We start from the raw sequence: 14,082 nt of genomic DNA on the forward strand, positions 1-14,082 counted from the left end.
CATTGAATGCAATGCAAAGTTCATCACACATAGTGATTCTTTCTAAAGTAAGAAATGGTTAAGTTAGAAAGGGCGCACGGTGGATGCCTTGGCACTAGGAGCCGATGAAGGACGGGACGAACACCGATATGCTTCGGGGAGCTGTAAGCAAGCTTTGATCCGGAGATTTCCGAATGGGGAAACCCACTGCTCGTAATGGAGTAGTATCCATACTTGAATACATAGAGTATGAGAAGGCATACCCGGGGAACTGAAACATCTAAGTACCCGGAGGAAGAGAAAGCAAATGCGATTCCCTAAGTAGCGGCGAGCGAAACGGGAACAGCCCAAACCAAGAGGCTTGCCTCTTGGGGTTGTAGGACACTCTATACGGAGTTACAAAGGAATGATATAAGCGAAGAGGTCTGGAAAGGCCCGCCAGAGAAGGTAACAGCCCTGTAACTGAAATGTCATTCCCTCCAGAGTGGATCCTGAGTACGGCGGAACACGTGAAATTCCGTCGGAATCCGGGAGGACCATCTCCCAAGGCTAAATACTCCCTAGTGACCGATAGTGAACCAGTACCGTGAGGGAAAGGTGAAAAGCACCCCGGAAGGGGAGTGAAATAGATCCTGAAACCGTGTGCCTACAAGTAGTCAGAGCCCGTTAACGGGTGATGGCGTGCCTTTTGTAGAATGAACCGGCGAGTTACGATCCCGTGCAAGGTTAAGCAGAAGATGCGGAGCCGCAGCGAAAGCGAGTCTGAATAGGGCGCATGAGTACGTGGTCGTAGACCCGAAACCAGGTGATCTACCCATGTCCAGGGTGAAGTTCAGGTAACACTGAATGGAGGCCCGAACCCACGCACGTTGAAAAGTGCGGGGATGAGGTGTGGGTAGGGGTGAAATGCCAATCGAACCTGGAGATAGCTGGTTCTCTCCGAAATAGCTTTAGGGCTAGCCTCAAGGTAAGAGTCTCGGAGGTAGAGCACTGATTGGACTAGGGGCCCCTACCGGGTTACCGAATTCAGTCAAACTCCGAATGCCGATGACTTATCCTTGGGAGTCAGACTGCGAGTGATAAGATCCGTAGTCGAAAGGGAAACAGCCCAGACCGCCAGCTAAGGTCCCAAAGTATACGTTAAGTGGAAAAGGATGTGGAGTTGCTTAGACAACCAGGATGTTGGCTTAGAAGCAGCCACCATTTAAAGAGTGCGTAATAGCTCACTGGTCGAGTGACTCTGCGCCGAAAATGTACCGGGGCTAAACGTATCACCGAAGCTGCGGACTGTTCTTACGAACAGTGGTAGGAGAGCGTTCTAAGGGCTGTGAAGCCAGACCGGAAGGACTGGTGGAGCGCTTAGAAGTGAGAATGCCGGTATGAGTAGCGAAAGACGGGTGAGAATCCCGTCCACCGAATGCCTAAGGTTTCCTGAGGAAGGCTCGTCCGCTCAGGGTTAGTCGGGACCTAAGCCGAGGCCGAAAGGCGTAGGCGATGGACAACAGGTTGATATTCCTGTACCACCTCCTCACCATTTGAGCAATGGGGGGACGCAGGAGGATAGGGTAAGCGCGGTATTGGATATCCGCGTCCAAGCAGTTAGGCTGGGAAATAGGCAAATCCGTTTCCCGTAAAGGCTGAGCTGTGATGGCGAGCGAAATTTAGTAGCGAAGTTCCTGATTCCACACTGCCAAGAAAAGCCTCTAGCGAGGTGAGAGGTGCCCGTACCGCAAACCGACACAGGTAGGCGAGGAGAGAATCCTAAGGTGATCGAGAGAACTCTCGTTAAGGAACTCGGCAAAATGACCCCGTAACTTCGGGAGAAGGGGTGCTTCTTAGGGTGTTAAAGCCCCGAGAAGCCGCAGTGAATAGGCCCAGGCGACTGTTTAGCAAAAACACAGGTCTCTGCGAAGCCGTAAGGCGAAGTATAGGGGCTGACGCCTGCCCGGTGCTGGAAGGTTAAGAGGAGCGCTTAGCGTAAGCGAAGGTGCGAATTGAAGCCCCAGTAAACGGCGGCCGTAACTATAACGGTCCTAAGGTAGCGAAATTCCTTGTCGGGTAAGTTCCGACCCGCACGAAAGGCGCAACGATCTGGGCACTGTCTCAACGAGAGACTCGGTGAAATTATAGTACCTGTGAAGATGCAGGTTACCCGCGACAGGACGGAAAGACCCCGTGGAGCTTTACTGCAGCCTGATATTGAATGTTGGTACAGCTTGTACAGGATAGGTAGGAGCCTTGGAAACCGGAGCGCTAGCTTCGGTGGAGGCATCGGTGGGATACTACCCTGGCTGTATTGACCTTCTAACCCGCTGCCCTTATCGGGCAGGGAGACAGTGTCAGGTGGGCAGTTTGACTGGGGCGGTCGCCTCCTAAAATGTAACGGAGGCGCCCAAAGGTTCCCTCAGAATGGTTGGAAATCATTCGCAGAGTGTAAAGGCACAAGGGAGCTTGACTGCGAGACCTACAAGTCGAGCAGGGACGAAAGTCGGGCTTAGTGATCCGGTGGTTCCGCATGGAAGGGCCATCGCTCAACGGATAAAAGCTACCCCGGGGATAACAGGCTTATCTCCCCCAAGAGTCCACATCGACGGGGAGGTTTGGCACCTCGATGTCGGCTCATCGCATCCTGGGGCTGTAGTCGGTCCCAAGGGTTGGGCTGTTCGCCCATTAAAGCGGTACGCGAGCTGGGTTCAGAACGTCGTGAGACAGTTCGGTCCCTATCCGTCGCGGGCGCAGGAAATTTGAGAGGAGCTGTCCTTAGTACGAGAGGACCGGGATGGACGCACCGCTGGTGTACCAGTTGTTCTGCCAAGGGCATCGCTGGGTAGCTATGTGCGGACGGGATAAGTGCTGAAAGCATCTAAGCATGAAGCCCCCCTCAAGATGAGATTTCCCATTCCGCAAGGAAGTAAGATCCCTGAAAGATGATCAGGTTGATAGGTCTGAGGTGGAAGCGTGGTGACACGTGGAGCTGACAGATACTAATAGATCGAGGACTTAACCTATATTCTAATGTGAAGTTTGAACGTTGTTATCTAGTTTTGAGAGAACATTTTTAAAATATCTCTTGATTTATTTTCAATACATAGTATAATATCTTTTGTCACTAAATTGTCTGGTGATGATGGCGAAGAGGTCACACCCGTTCCCATACCGAACACGGAAGTTAAGCTCTTCAGCGCCGATGGTAGTTGGGGGTTTCCCCCTGTGAGAGTAGGACATCGCCAGGCTTTCTTCATTCCGCAGTAGCTCAGTGGTAGAGCTATCGGCTGTTAACCGATCGGTCGTAGGTTCGAATCCTACCTGCGGAGCCAATTTGGAGAGCTGTCCGAGTGGCCGAAGGAGCACGATTGGAAATCGTGTAGGCGGTAACCCCGTCTCAAGGGTTCGAATCCCTTGCTCTCCGCCACAAGATACATATAATAGAGGGCCCGTTGGTCAAGCGGTTAAGACACCGCCCTTTCACGGCGGTAACACGGGTTCGAATCCCGTACGGGTCACCATTTTATATAATACATACCAGCATTTTTATTCGGAGGATTAGCTCAGCTGGGAGAGCATCTGCCTTACAAGCAGAGGGTCGGCGGTTCGAGCCCGTCATCCTCCACCATATCTTTTATATCGTCGCGGGGTGGAGCAGTTCGGTAGCTCGTCGGGCTCATAACCCGAAGGTCGCAGGTTCAAATCCTGCCCCCGCAACCAAATTATTTTATATACCAATAGGGAGTACTCATTAAGTGCAACCAAAATGGTCCGGTAGTTCAGTTGGTTAGAATGCCTGCCTGTCACGCAGGAGGTCGCGGGTTCGAGTCCCGTCCGGACCGCCATTTTTCAAAAATAATACTTGGCTCGGTAGCTCAGTTGGTAGAGCAACGGACTGAAAATCCGTGTGTCGGCGGTTCGATTCCGTCCCGAGCCACCACTATTTGCCGGTGTAGCTCAATTGGTAGAGCAACTGACTTGTAATCAGTAGGTTGGGGGTTCAAGTCCTCTTGCCGGCACTGTTTTTCTTTATTATTTCCATATGTGGAGGGGTAGCGAAGTGGCTAAACGCGGCGGACTGTAAATCCGCTCCCTCCGGGTTCGGCGGTTCGAATCCGCCCCCCTCCACCATTTTTATTTTCATAGGGGCATAGTTTAAAGGTAGAACAGAGGTCTCCAAAACCTCCGGTGTGGGTTCGATTCCTACTGCCCCTGCCAATTATATGATATGATTCATAACATCTATGGCGGTTGTGGCGAAGTGGTTAACGCACCAGATTGTGGCTCTGGCACTCGTGGGTTCGATTCCCATCAATCGCCCCATTTTATTATTGGGCTATAGCCAAGCGGTAAGGCAACGGACTTTGACTCCGTCATGCGTTGGTTCGAATCCAGCTAGCCCAGTTGATATGCGGAAGTAGTTCAGTGGTAGAACACCACCTTGCCAAGGTGGGGGTCGCGGGTTCGAATCCCGTCTTCCGCTCCAATAATGGCGGCATAGCCAAGTGGTAAGGCAGAGGTCTGCAAAACCTTTATCCCCGGTTCAAATCCGGGTGTCGCCTTTTTTGAAAAGACTGCCGGGGTGGTGGAATTGGCAGACACACAGGACTTAAAATCCTGCGGTAGGTGACTACCGTGCCGGTTCAAGTCCGGCCCTCGGCACCATTGATTTTTATCATAAGTTGCGCTCTTTAATGATCATGCCGGTGTGGCGGAATTGGCAGACGCGCACGACTCAAAATCGTGTTCCTCACGGAGTGCCGGTTCGACCCCGGCCACCGGTATCTATTAAAATTTTCATAATCGGTAATTGAACTTAATATACCGTCAAACTAACGTTTCTCCATTGTGGTGAGGCGTTTTTTTGTTTTCCCATCACCTCTAATCGAAGTTGCGAGGGGGAGAAAGCTATCTCACAATGGAATGATACGTGTGAACTAGAACGCGAGTATATAGTGAGAGGGGATTTTTGTTCCGTACTATGACTTTGCTTCAGACGATCATTCAAGACGATAGGTCTCATTATTATCCGCTTTTTAGAGAGTACTGTGAACGAAAAGAACAGGGGCTGCGTAAAGATGCGCTGAAGGTTCTTCAGTCCTTTATAGAAGAGATGAAGCAGTTGGATTTTGAAACTCAGCGAGTATTTGTTGCGTGGCTGTTTGAGTGGATTGAACAGTTTGAGGATGGCCATCATTTGCTCGTTTTTCCGCTGACAAGGGGTATTATCATTCCGGTATTTTCAAGAGTGGATGAAGCTTGATCGTGTTGATGTGAGGCCATATCGCTGGCAAGGCTTGTTTGTGCATCAAGGAGAAGGGCTGCCTTATTTATTGAAGGCGGGCAGTGAGGAGCACCGTGTGATTGTTCATATTTGTGAAATCTATCTAGCGGCTTTATGGTATTCGTTTCATCATATACATGATGATCTTTATTTAAGTACCTTCGAGATGGATCAAGAGCGAATTCAGGGCATTCAAGATGTCATGATGCTGATACAAGATGAAAGAACACGTACTTATTTTCAAAAACAAGCAGACTACTATGCTCAGCTTTTATCTGCCTGGATTGAATTTCAGCAAACGGAGACAATCGGGTTTATGAAATGATGTGCGGAACTTGAAAAACCATATGAATGGGTGGAAGCCTTTTATTATCGCCAATAGGTGTATTGTGATGAGAAAACGACAGAATGGATTCTGCCGTTTTTTATATGTTATGCCATATTCGTTCTATTTCTAAATGATCTGAGTGAAAGTATTTCAATACATAGACATCTGGATTGCTGAGCTTCTCCCACTCATTGAAGCCAATGTTCGAATCGACGTGTTTGAGGAGCAGGCTCATGATATTACCGTGTGTGACGAAGAGGGTATGATCTTCTTCTAAATGTATTTGTTCGTATAGAACCTCTACGATCCTTTTCATGGCTTCCTGGCTTGATTCACCGCCTTCATATGTGATGTTTACATCCATAAAACTAAGCTTTAGCTTCTCATACCAATCGTCCATTGGTTTGCAGCTTAACACACGTTCAGAGAGACGTTCATCAATTTTCATCTTAAGTTGTTTTGCAAGAGCAAGAGGCTGGATGGTTTGGATCGCTCGTTTATAAGGACTTGAGATGATCTGATTGAGGTGTATGCTGGAAAAGAATTGGGCAAGTGTGTGTGATTGAGCGATGCCCTGCGGTGTTAAAGCCGCTTCTTTGGATTGTGCATCTGCTTGGCAGTGTCTGACGACATAATAGGTTTTCATGGAATTACACCTTTCATTGAGTATAAAAAAATCATCCAGGATTGGATGAGCATTCATGATCTAGGTTCATTTGTTCGTATCTGTTTCTTTATAGGGATCTGTAAGCTTGGAGGTCAGGTCTAAGTTGAACAAAAAATCATCTACGGTGTCTGTACCAAAGGGAAGTGTGGAAAAGTTGATTGGAATGCTGTCTTCTTGCGTTTCTGAAGCGATCGGCTGTTTGTGCTGCTTTTTTCGCCAGTTCTTAAACAAGCGCATGTGGGAGCCTCCTTTTCTAAGAAAAAGATGGATTTATACATAATATACGGGGAGAGTTGTCCAGGCGTCAAATGTTTTCTTTAAACATTTCTATTATTTGATTTTCGATCATTTGTTGCGATATCTTCAAGTAGCAAGTCACTTTGCTATAATGAAATGGAAAACATCTCACAGGACAAATGAAAACATTTATAGAGGAGCATATACAAATGAGAGAGATTTCAATATTAGTGGCTGATGATGATCGAGAAATTGCGGATTTAATTGCCATTCATTTGAAAAAGGAAGGATTTCATGTTATCACAGTATCAAATGGCCGGGAAACGCTACAGGTCGTGGAAGAACAATTGATTGATTTACTCATATTGGACATCATGATGCCTGAAATGGACGGCTATGAAGTGACACATCGTATACGTGAAAAGTATCATATGCCTATTATCTTTTTGAGTGCGAAAACATCTGATTTTGATAAAGTACAAGGACTTGTGATTGGGGCAGATGATTATATGACAAAACCATTCGTTCCAATTGAATTAGTAGCTCGTGTGAATGCGCAATTACGCCGTTCGATGAAGTTTAATCAGTCTCATGCTTTGAAAGAAGATCACACACGGTTAGAATATAGTGGGCTAGTGATTTCGCTTGATCAACGCTTGGTTACGTTATATGACAAAACCATTGAGCTTACGCCGAAAGAGTTTGATATTTTATATTTATTAGCTAGCCATCCTAAGAAAGTCTTTAGTACAGAGGCTATTTTTAACAAAGTGTGGGGAGAGGTTTATTTTGAAGGTGCAAACACGGTGATGGTTCATATTCGGACACTTCGGAAGAAATTAAAAGAGGACCGGCAGAAAGATAAATGGATTAAGACTGTTTGGGGCGTAGGGTATGCATTCAATGGTTAAATTCATGAGTTTTCGTATGAAAATGGTACTATTGTTTGGACTAAGTATGCTGCTTGCTGGAGCCGTCATTTCTTCTGTCTTTTTAGTTCTTCGTTTTTACTATCAAAACTATGTCCAAATGGGGGGCTTTTTCCATCAAGTGCGTCTAATAATTGCTGCATTTGGCGATTATAATCTGTTTTTGTGCTTGTTTATTCCTCTGTCCATTCTTTTTTTCTTTTTGCTCACAAAGCGATATGCGTTATATTTCCAAGAAATTTCACAAGGCATCCATCAACTTGCCGAGGGAAATTTTACACATCGTGTGCAGATTAAATCGAAGGATGAATTTCAAGCGATTGCTGAGGATATTCATTCTGCAGCAACCACTTTAAAAGAAGCTATTGAGCGAGGGGATTTTGCAGAAAGCAGTAAGGATCAGTTAGTGGTGAATTTAGCACATGATTTGCGAACACCGCTGACGTCTGTTCTCGGGTATTTGGATTTGATTTTGAAGGGTGAGTATGTAACCGAAGAGCAAATGAACCACTTTTTAACCATTGCGTTTACAAAATCACAGCGTTTAGAGAGACTGATTGATGAATTGTTTGAGATCACTCGGATGAACTATGGAATGCTTCCAATTAAAAAGAGTGAAATTCATTTAACAGACCTTCTTCATCAGTTGAAGGAAGAGTTGTATCCTTTAATAGAACAAAATCAATTGAGTGTCCGAATCCATTCTACGTCTGATCTGATGGTCATGGGTGATGGAGATCTTCTTGCTCGAGTATTTGAAAATCTAATGACTAATGCGATTCGGTATGGAAACGACGGTCAGTATATTGATATCAATGGTTTTACGGATGAGAATGTGAAAGAAATTGTGATTCAAGTTGTGAATTATGGACATGTGATCCATGAAGGTGATCTGCCCCATCTTTTTGATATGTTTTATATTGGAGATAAGTCGCGAACGTATAAAGAAAATAGCACTGGGCTCGGCTTGTTCATTGCTAAAAATATTGCAGAACAGCATGAAGGAACAATTACTGCGGATAGCAATAGAATTCAGACTACTTTTGAGGTTCGATTGCCAATGGAGAAAAAACTTTATGAAACGTCATGATGGTTTAAGAAAAATTTAAGAATTGCCCTACTTATTATTTAAATCATTTCGCCTATACTTTTCTCTAAGATAAGAGAATTTGTGAGGGAAGGGTAGATGATAGATGAGAAAGGTGTTAATAGGGGGCAAAATTTTTGTCATCATTGTGCTGTTGATAGTTGTTTGGGCAAAGGTAGAGGAACAAATACATGTAGATATGAAACAGTTCATTCCTTTTTCCGGTGCCAATGAATTTGTGAGTCCAAATATTTATATGATCGATCGAGAATCAGGGGATGTCGTTTACGAAAAAAAGGCGAAGTCTAAGGTGTATCCAGCATCATTGACAAAAATCATGACAGTGATTGTAGCACTTGAACATTTGGACGACCTAACTAAATCGGTTTCAATTGATCAAAATACATATCAAGACATGATCTCAAAGAATTCTTCAATGGCTGGTTTTTTGGGTGGTGAAACAGTCACGTATCGTGATCTTTTATATGGAACCATGTTACCTTCAGGTGGTGAAGCAGCAAACTCGTTGGCCATCCATACTGCAGGAAATGTGAAGGATTTTGTTCGCATGATGAATGAAAAGGCTGCTGAACTCGGATTACATGATACGCATTTTATGAACCCTGAAGGACTGCATGATGAAAACCAATATACAACCGCTTACGATGTTGCGAGCATGTTATCTTATGCGCTGAATGTTCCACATTTTAGAGAGGTATTTACAAAAGAAACCTTTCAAACCTCTCCAACGAAAGAGCATCCGACTGGTGTTTTGTTGAAATCAACTGTTCTTACGTTACTTCATCAGGAAGACAAACAGGGATTTGAGATTATTGGCGGTAAATCAGGGACGACTTCCGAAGCAGGTCAATGCTGGGCGTCTCTTGGGGTAGTCAATGATCGTGAATATATTACTGTTGTCATGGGTGCTCCGCTAGAAGATATACGTCATCCAGACAGGCAGCAAATAAAAGATACGATGAAGTTATATCAAAAAGTGACGTCTATTTAAGAAGTGGAATTTTGAATTTGCAAGAGTCACCAATTTCTGAGACATAAAAAAGCGCCCAGTCCCGAAGTGGGGCACTTTTTTATATTTACATGGCACGGCGTAATGCTTGCAGTAATTTACGTTCGCATCTTATGTTGTAACGCTTATGATGGAGTTTATCCGTTTTAAACCGACCAATGACACGGCGAACATCTTGGTTATAAATGATGAGCTCTCTGAAAGTTTGATCATTTAATAACGCTTGAAACCAGCTATATTTTTTCAGATGTGCTGCGTTCCTTGATATCTCTTCTTCATCTACCTGTAGAAAAAGGATGTACAGAGCAAGGGTAAAGATGTCTAAAATGAATCCCACATGACCTCCTCCTTTCATATGTTTCATTACGCTTAGAAAGAGGAAAGGTTTCATTCAATAGACAACTCCATCCTTTAGCCTGCAATGTGTGCATCTTTAAATGTGCCATTTATATTTCCAGTGACAAGGATGACATGTCCCAAAAATAAATCACCGTCATGATAGTAGGCTTCAAACTCTCCATTTGGATAAGCTTGCAGGCTTTCAAGTGAAATGCGGTTTATAAATTGGTCATGTGTGATCTCTTCTTGATTTTCATCTGAATCGTCTTGTTCCTGCCAGTCTTTTGCTAGCTCAATCAGCTTATTTGCCGCAAATGATTTAATAGAAGAATCCCATTTAGTCTGCTCTTGTACGAGTCGTCTAGCGGTTTGGAGAGAGTCGTTTATTTCTTCTTCTTCTCCGAGATTGAAGTAGAGAAGGCACTCGTGTTTCCCCCATTGGATCGTCGTTTCAAATAAGTCTAGTCCTTTCACTAATTCAAAGGTGCCCAGCTTGTCATCGTGATAAAAGACTGGTTTTTGAGCTTCTTCTAATATCTCTTGAAGCTCTCTATCCTTTGTATCTGTATCGATGAGTGACACCAGCATGAATTCATCTGTACCTTTTCGTACCTGAAGTGTAACGATTGATTCTTTATGTAATTGTGCCTGTTTTTCCCGTAACCCCTCTTCATCTGTTAACCAGCAGAGTCTCACTTTTTCGGTTGTGATGCGGCCTTTTTCCTTCCATGCAATCAGTGGAATTGAAGCGGTCCAAAGAGATTCTTTTCCTGCTTTTCCTGCGCCTACTCCAGAAGGTCCTGTGACAGCAATCATGTCTACTAGTTCTTCTGAAAACCTTTCTTCAAATGCGTTCATTTGTTTGTTTTTCTTCATGTGATGTCCCCAGCTACATAAGAATGATATGATCAAAATCTATATCTTTATCACACCGCACATTAGCAGGGGAAATCAAGCCTTTTTTGCTTAAAACTGTTTTTTGGACTTACAGAAGGAGTGAGAATACATGGATTGCTGGAGTTGAGTCACAATAAAAGAGCAAATTGAGGAGTTGGGTTCGAATTTTGTATAAATTTGGGTAAATGAGTCGAAAAGCCTAGGTGATTCTTCCTTTTCTTTATAATTACTTTGACACGATTAGATGAAAAAAGTAAAGTAATACTAAGTGATTTACAAAACCTTCATCATCCACTGAAGCATGAAGTGTTAGTGAATTTAATGTAAATGGATATTTCACCTTTTATTTACTCGTATTTTTTTGAAACTTATGATGCTTCTCATCCGTTATATTAAAGGAGCACATGTATCCGGCGGAGACAGAGCATCGGAATGCTGGGTGCAGAAGATTTACATTTGCAAAATGAATGTAAATTTTTTATGATTTCATTTATATCAGATCGAAAAAAAGAAAGAAGAGGTTTTATGAAAAAAATATTTGCGAACAAATATAGCTTTTTTGTTTTGGCTGTTCTTTTATTCTGGGCAAAATCTTACACAGCCTACAAAATGGACTTTAATTTAGGAGTGAAAGGTTCTTTTCAAGAGGGTCTTCTCTTATTAAATCCATTTAGTTCAGCCATCGTGTTTTTGGGACTTGCTCTCTTTTTGAAGGGGCGTAAATCTGCCATTGTTTTAATTGTCATTGACTTTATTATGACCGCACTTTTATATGCAAATGTAGCGTACTATCGTTTCTTTGATGATTTTTTGACTTTCTCAACAATGAAACAAGCAGGCAATCTTGGAGGAGGTATGACTGGCGGTGTGTTGTCGAGCATTAAGCCGCATGATCTTTTGTACTTCCTTGATATCATGATCTTGATTGCCATTGTGATTTGGAGACCGGAAGTGAAGAAATTCCAAATGAAAAAGACGTTTGCACTGCTTATTGTGGCTGCAGGTGTTGGGTTGTTCTTTGTCAATCTGCATTTAGCTGAAAAGGATCGTCCGGAATTATTAACGAGAACATTTGATCATAAGTATGTTGTCAAATATTTAGGTGTCTATAATTATACGATTTATGACGGGGTGCAATCAGCGCAAAACGCAACGCAGGTCGCAAATGCGAGCAGTGAAGATTTAACTGATGTCGTGAACTATACGGCTTCTCACTATGCGAAGCCAAATGCAGAATATTTTGGTAAAGCGAAAGGTAAAAACATCATTAAAATCCATTTAGAGAGTTTCCAGTCGTTCCTAATTGATTACAAACTAAATGGAGAAGAAGTAACGCCGTTTTTAAACAAACTGGCTCACGGAAAAGGTGATTTTACGTATTTCGATAACTTCTTCCATCAGACAGGTCAAGGAAAAACAGCAGATGCTGAGCTGATGATGGATAATAGTATGTTTGGCTTGCCAGAGGGTGCAGCGTTTGTGACAAAGGGTGAAAATACCTACCAATCACTTCCTGCGATCCTAGATCAAAAAGCAGGCTATACAAGTGCTGTGCTTCACGGGGACTACAAGTCTTTCTGGAACCGTGACACGATTTATAAGCATATGGGAATTGATCAATTCTTCGATGCTTCATATTACAACATGGATGAAGAAAACCTTGTAAATATGGGTCTGAAAGATAAGCCATTTTTTAAAGAATCAATCCCAATGTTAGAATCAATGAAAAAGCCATTTTATGCACATTTAATGACACTGACAAATCACTATCCATTTAATTTAGATGAAAAAGATGCGACGATTGCTAAGGCCACAACTGGCGATAAAACAGTGGATAATTACTTCCAAACAGCAAGATATTTGGATGAGTCATTAGAGCAATTCTTTAAGGACTTGAAGAAATCAGGTCTTTATAAAGACTCAGTTATTTTATTATATGGTGATCATAACGGTATTTCTGAGAACCATAACCGTGCAATGAGTGAAATTCAAGGAAAAGAAATTACACCTTATCAAAATGCACAAAACCAGCGTGTACCGCTCATGATTCGTATCCCTGGAAAACAGGGTGGCGTGAATCATACGTATGGTGGTGAAGTAGACGTAATGCCAACGCTTCTTCATTTACAAGGGATTGATTCAAACGAGTTCGTGAATTTCGGAACAGATCTATTTTCTAAAAAGCATGACCAAACCGTTGCATTCCGTAACGGAAACTATGTGACACCGACATATACCCTTGTAGATAATACAGTCTACGATACAAAAACGGGTAAAGTGGTGAAACAAAATAAAAAGACAGAGGCAATTAAAGCCCGTGTTGATAATCAGTTAAGCCTTTCAGATAAAGTGCTCTACAGGGATCTTCTTCGATTCCATAAGCTATCGGATTTCAAACCAGTGAATCCATCTGATTATTTCTATGGTAAAAACAAAGAGAACGAAGCAGATTCTTCTGCTAACTAACTGAGTTTTGGGCAAGCACAGAAAGGTGCTTGCCTTTTTCTCTCTTACAGCTTGATTTGTTGGCAAAATATGTTTATATTTAGGGGGAAACAAGCGTGACGTCAGCTGTAAGCTGACGAAAACTCATTTCGTCCTAGGGGATTTCAGGAGGAGCTTATGACAACAAATACAAAAACACAAAAAAAGAAATCAGAGTTATGGGGCTGGATCAAAGCCATCTTAATCGCATTCATTGCTGTTTTTATCATTCGTAACTTTTTATTCGCACCGTACATTGTCAAAGGGTCATCTATGTATCCGACATTGCATGATACAGAACGGGTTTTTGTGAATAAAACCGTCGATTATTTCGGTGATTATAAACGAGGACAGATCATTGTCCTTGATGGGGAAGACCGCAGCACTCACTACGTGAAACGATTGATTGGTTTACCTGGTGATAAAATCGAAATGAAAAACGACCAGCTGTATGTAAATGGCAAAAAAGTGGCAGAGCCTTATTTAGCGTCAAACAAAAAGCAAGCAGCCGCAGATGGCACTTTGCTGACACCTGATTTTGGCCCTCTTACAGTCCCAAAAGGAAAGTACTTTGTCATGGGTGACAATCGCCAGAATTCAATGGACAGCCGCAACGGCTTAGGTCTTTTTACAAAGAGTGATATTCAAGGGACAACATCATTTGTGTTTTATCCTTTCCAAGATATTCGATTACTCAACCAATAATAAACAATTTGAAAGCACACAGCCGTGTGCTTTCAGATTGTTGACAAAGGGCTAAAATGATCTTCATTTTAGCCCTTTGTCTTCTTTTCAGCTCAGCGTGATAGAAAACCATTGAAGTCTAGGAAGGACGA

The 14,082-nt window shown here is 43.1% G+C and carries 9 protein-coding genes, 16 tRNA genes, 2 rRNA genes and 1 pseudogene; 24 read left to right on the top strand and 4 right to left on the bottom strand.

Annotated elements, in window-relative coordinates; translation table 11 throughout:
* The first annotated feature begins 56 nt into the window (after positions 1–56).
* The 19 genes and pseudogenes from ACYH0L_RS04305 (at position 57) to ACYH0L_RS04395 (ending at position 5,573) form a co-directional block, all read left to right on the top strand.
* Positions 57–2,987 (top strand): 23S ribosomal RNA (locus ACYH0L_RS04305).
* A gap of 109 nt (positions 2,988–3,096) precedes the next feature.
* Positions 3,097–3,212, top strand: a 5S ribosomal RNA gene (gene rrf / locus ACYH0L_RS04310).
* Positions 3,213–3,221: 9 nt separating this feature from the next.
* Positions 3,222–3,296, top strand: a tRNA-Asn gene (locus ACYH0L_RS04315).
* Between the two features lie 4 nt (positions 3,297–3,300).
* Positions 3,301–3,391: transfer RNA gene (locus ACYH0L_RS04320), tRNA-Ser, on the top strand.
* Between the two features lie 19 nt (positions 3,392–3,410).
* A tRNA-Glu gene (locus tag ACYH0L_RS04325) sits at positions 3,411–3,485 on the top strand.
* A gap of 31 nt (positions 3,486–3,516) precedes the next feature.
* A tRNA-Val gene (locus ACYH0L_RS04330) sits at positions 3,517–3,592 on the top strand.
* A 15-nt stretch (positions 3,593–3,607) separates the two neighbouring features.
* A tRNA-Met gene (locus ACYH0L_RS04335) sits at positions 3,608–3,684 on the top strand.
* A 48-nt stretch (positions 3,685–3,732) separates the two neighbouring features.
* Positions 3,733–3,809: transfer RNA gene (locus ACYH0L_RS04340), tRNA-Asp, on the top strand.
* Between the two features lie 19 nt (positions 3,810–3,828).
* A tRNA-Phe gene (locus tag ACYH0L_RS04345) sits at positions 3,829–3,904 on the top strand.
* A gap of 6 nt (positions 3,905–3,910) precedes the next feature.
* Positions 3,911–3,983, top strand: a tRNA-Thr gene (locus tag ACYH0L_RS04350).
* Between the two features lie 27 nt (positions 3,984–4,010).
* A tRNA-Tyr gene (locus tag ACYH0L_RS04355) sits at positions 4,011–4,095 on the top strand.
* A gap of 13 nt (positions 4,096–4,108) precedes the next feature.
* Positions 4,109–4,182: transfer RNA gene (locus ACYH0L_RS04360), tRNA-Trp, on the top strand.
* Positions 4,183–4,211: 29 nt separating this feature from the next.
* Positions 4,212–4,287, top strand: a tRNA-His gene (locus ACYH0L_RS04365).
* Positions 4,288–4,296: 9 nt separating this feature from the next.
* Positions 4,297–4,368, top strand: a tRNA-Gln gene (locus ACYH0L_RS04370).
* A gap of 7 nt (positions 4,369–4,375) precedes the next feature.
* Positions 4,376–4,450 (top strand) — tRNA-Gly (locus tag ACYH0L_RS04375).
* Positions 4,451–4,455: 5 nt separating this feature from the next.
* Positions 4,456–4,526: transfer RNA gene (locus ACYH0L_RS04380), tRNA-Cys, on the top strand.
* 14 nt (positions 4,527–4,540) lie between these two features.
* Positions 4,541–4,629 (top strand) — tRNA-Leu (locus ACYH0L_RS04385).
* Positions 4,630–4,666: 37 nt separating this feature from the next.
* A tRNA-Leu gene (locus tag ACYH0L_RS04390) sits at positions 4,667–4,748 on the top strand.
* A 197-nt stretch (positions 4,749–4,945) separates the two neighbouring features.
* Positions 4,946–5,573 (top strand): annotated as a pseudogene (locus ACYH0L_RS04395) (hypothetical protein).
* Positions 5,574–5,673: 100 nt separating this feature from the next.
* Here the strand turns inward: ACYH0L_RS04395 and ACYH0L_RS04400 are convergent.
* Both ACYH0L_RS04400 and ACYH0L_RS04405 read right to left on the bottom strand, forming a co-directional pair.
* Entirely contained in the window at positions 5,674–6,222 is a 549-nt protein-coding gene (locus ACYH0L_RS04400; RefSeq protein WP_099728248.1) for a histidine phosphatase family protein, read from the bottom strand.
* 66 nt (positions 6,223–6,288) lie between these two features.
* On the bottom strand, positions 6,289–6,480 hold the full coding sequence (locus ACYH0L_RS04405) for a hypothetical protein (RefSeq protein WP_099728247.1): 192 nt from the start codon (positions 6,478–6,480) through the stop codon (positions 6,289–6,291).
* Positions 6,481–6,689: 209 nt separating this feature from the next.
* On the opposite strand from ACYH0L_RS04405, the gene ACYH0L_RS04410 reads away from it, so the two are divergent.
* From ACYH0L_RS04410 to ACYH0L_RS04420, 3 genes are all read left to right on the top strand, one after another.
* A complete protein-coding gene (locus ACYH0L_RS04410) occupies positions 6,690–7,391 on the top strand; it encodes a response regulator transcription factor (RefSeq protein ID WP_230031002.1) in 702 nt (233 codons plus the stop codon).
* Positions 7,384–8,499: a sensor histidine kinase gene (locus tag ACYH0L_RS04415; protein WP_482354396.1), complete on the top strand. Its 1,116-nt coding sequence runs from the start codon at positions 7,384–7,386 to the stop codon at positions 8,497–8,499. The genes ACYH0L_RS04410 and ACYH0L_RS04415 overlap by 8 nt, the downstream gene beginning before the upstream one ends.
* A 103-nt stretch (positions 8,500–8,602) precedes the next feature.
* A complete protein-coding gene (locus ACYH0L_RS04420) occupies positions 8,603–9,508 on the top strand; it encodes a D-alanyl-D-alanine carboxypeptidase family protein (RefSeq protein WP_099728245.1) in 906 nt (301 codons plus the stop codon).
* Positions 9,509–9,593: 85 nt separating this feature from the next.
* On the opposite strand, the gene ACYH0L_RS04425 is transcribed toward ACYH0L_RS04420, so the two are convergent.
* Together ACYH0L_RS04425 and ACYH0L_RS04430 are read right to left on the bottom strand one after the other, a co-directional pair.
* A complete protein-coding gene (locus tag ACYH0L_RS04425; protein WP_327925540.1) occupies positions 9,594–9,863 on the bottom strand; it encodes a hypothetical protein in 270 nt (89 codons plus the stop codon).
* 74 nt (positions 9,864–9,937) lie between these two features.
* A complete protein-coding gene (locus tag ACYH0L_RS04430) occupies positions 9,938–10,741 on the bottom strand; it encodes a DUF2262 domain-containing protein (RefSeq protein WP_482354397.1) in 804 nt (267 codons plus the stop codon).
* Positions 10,742–11,287: 546 nt separating this feature from the next.
* Here ACYH0L_RS04430 and ltaS point away from each other — a divergent pair.
* Complete coding sequence (gene ltaS / locus ACYH0L_RS04435; RefSeq protein ID WP_230030998.1) at positions 11,288–13,228, top strand: lipoteichoic acid synthase; 1,941 nt, start codon at positions 11,288–11,290, stop codon at positions 13,226–13,228.
* Between the two features lie 156 nt (positions 13,229–13,384).
* Positions 13,385–13,951, top strand: coding sequence for a signal peptidase I (lepB, locus tag ACYH0L_RS04440; protein WP_099728244.1), 567 nt, complete (start codon positions 13,385–13,387; stop codon positions 13,949–13,951).
* Positions 13,952–14,082 lie beyond the last annotated feature (131 nt).

Source organism: Bacillus sp. MC1252, from assembly GCF_056838025.1.

What these genes read in the sequence shown, in the direction of transcription:
- ACYH0L_RS04405 (WP_099728247.1), bottom strand. Translation starts at nt 6,480, where the DNA reads ATGCGCTTGTTTAAGAACTGGCGAAAAAAGCAGCACAAACAGCCGATC.
- ACYH0L_RS04420 (WP_099728245.1), top strand. Translation starts at nt 8,603, where the DNA reads ATGAGAAAGGTGTTAATAGGGGGCAAAATTTTTGTCATCATTGTGCTG.
- ACYH0L_RS04410 (WP_230031002.1), top strand. Translation starts at nt 6,690, where the DNA reads ATGAGAGAGATTTCAATATTAGTGGCTGATGATGATCGAGAAATTGCG.
- ltaS (WP_230030998.1), top strand. Translation starts at nt 11,288, where the DNA reads ATGAAAAAAATATTTGCGAACAAATATAGCTTTTTTGTTTTGGCTGTT.
- lepB (WP_099728244.1), top strand. Translation starts at nt 13,385, where the DNA reads ATGACAACAAATACAAAAACACAAAAAAAGAAATCAGAGTTATGGGGC.
- ACYH0L_RS04400 (WP_099728248.1), bottom strand. Translation starts at nt 6,222, where the DNA reads ATGAAAACCTATTATGTCGTCAGACACTGCCAAGCAGATGCACAATCC.
- ACYH0L_RS04430 (WP_482354397.1), bottom strand. Translation starts at nt 10,741, where the DNA reads ATGAAGAAAAACAAACAAATGAACGCATTTGAAGAAAGGTTTTCAGAA.
- ACYH0L_RS04415 (WP_482354396.1), top strand. Translation starts at nt 7,384, where the DNA reads ATGGTTAAATTCATGAGTTTTCGTATGAAAATGGTACTATTGTTTGGA.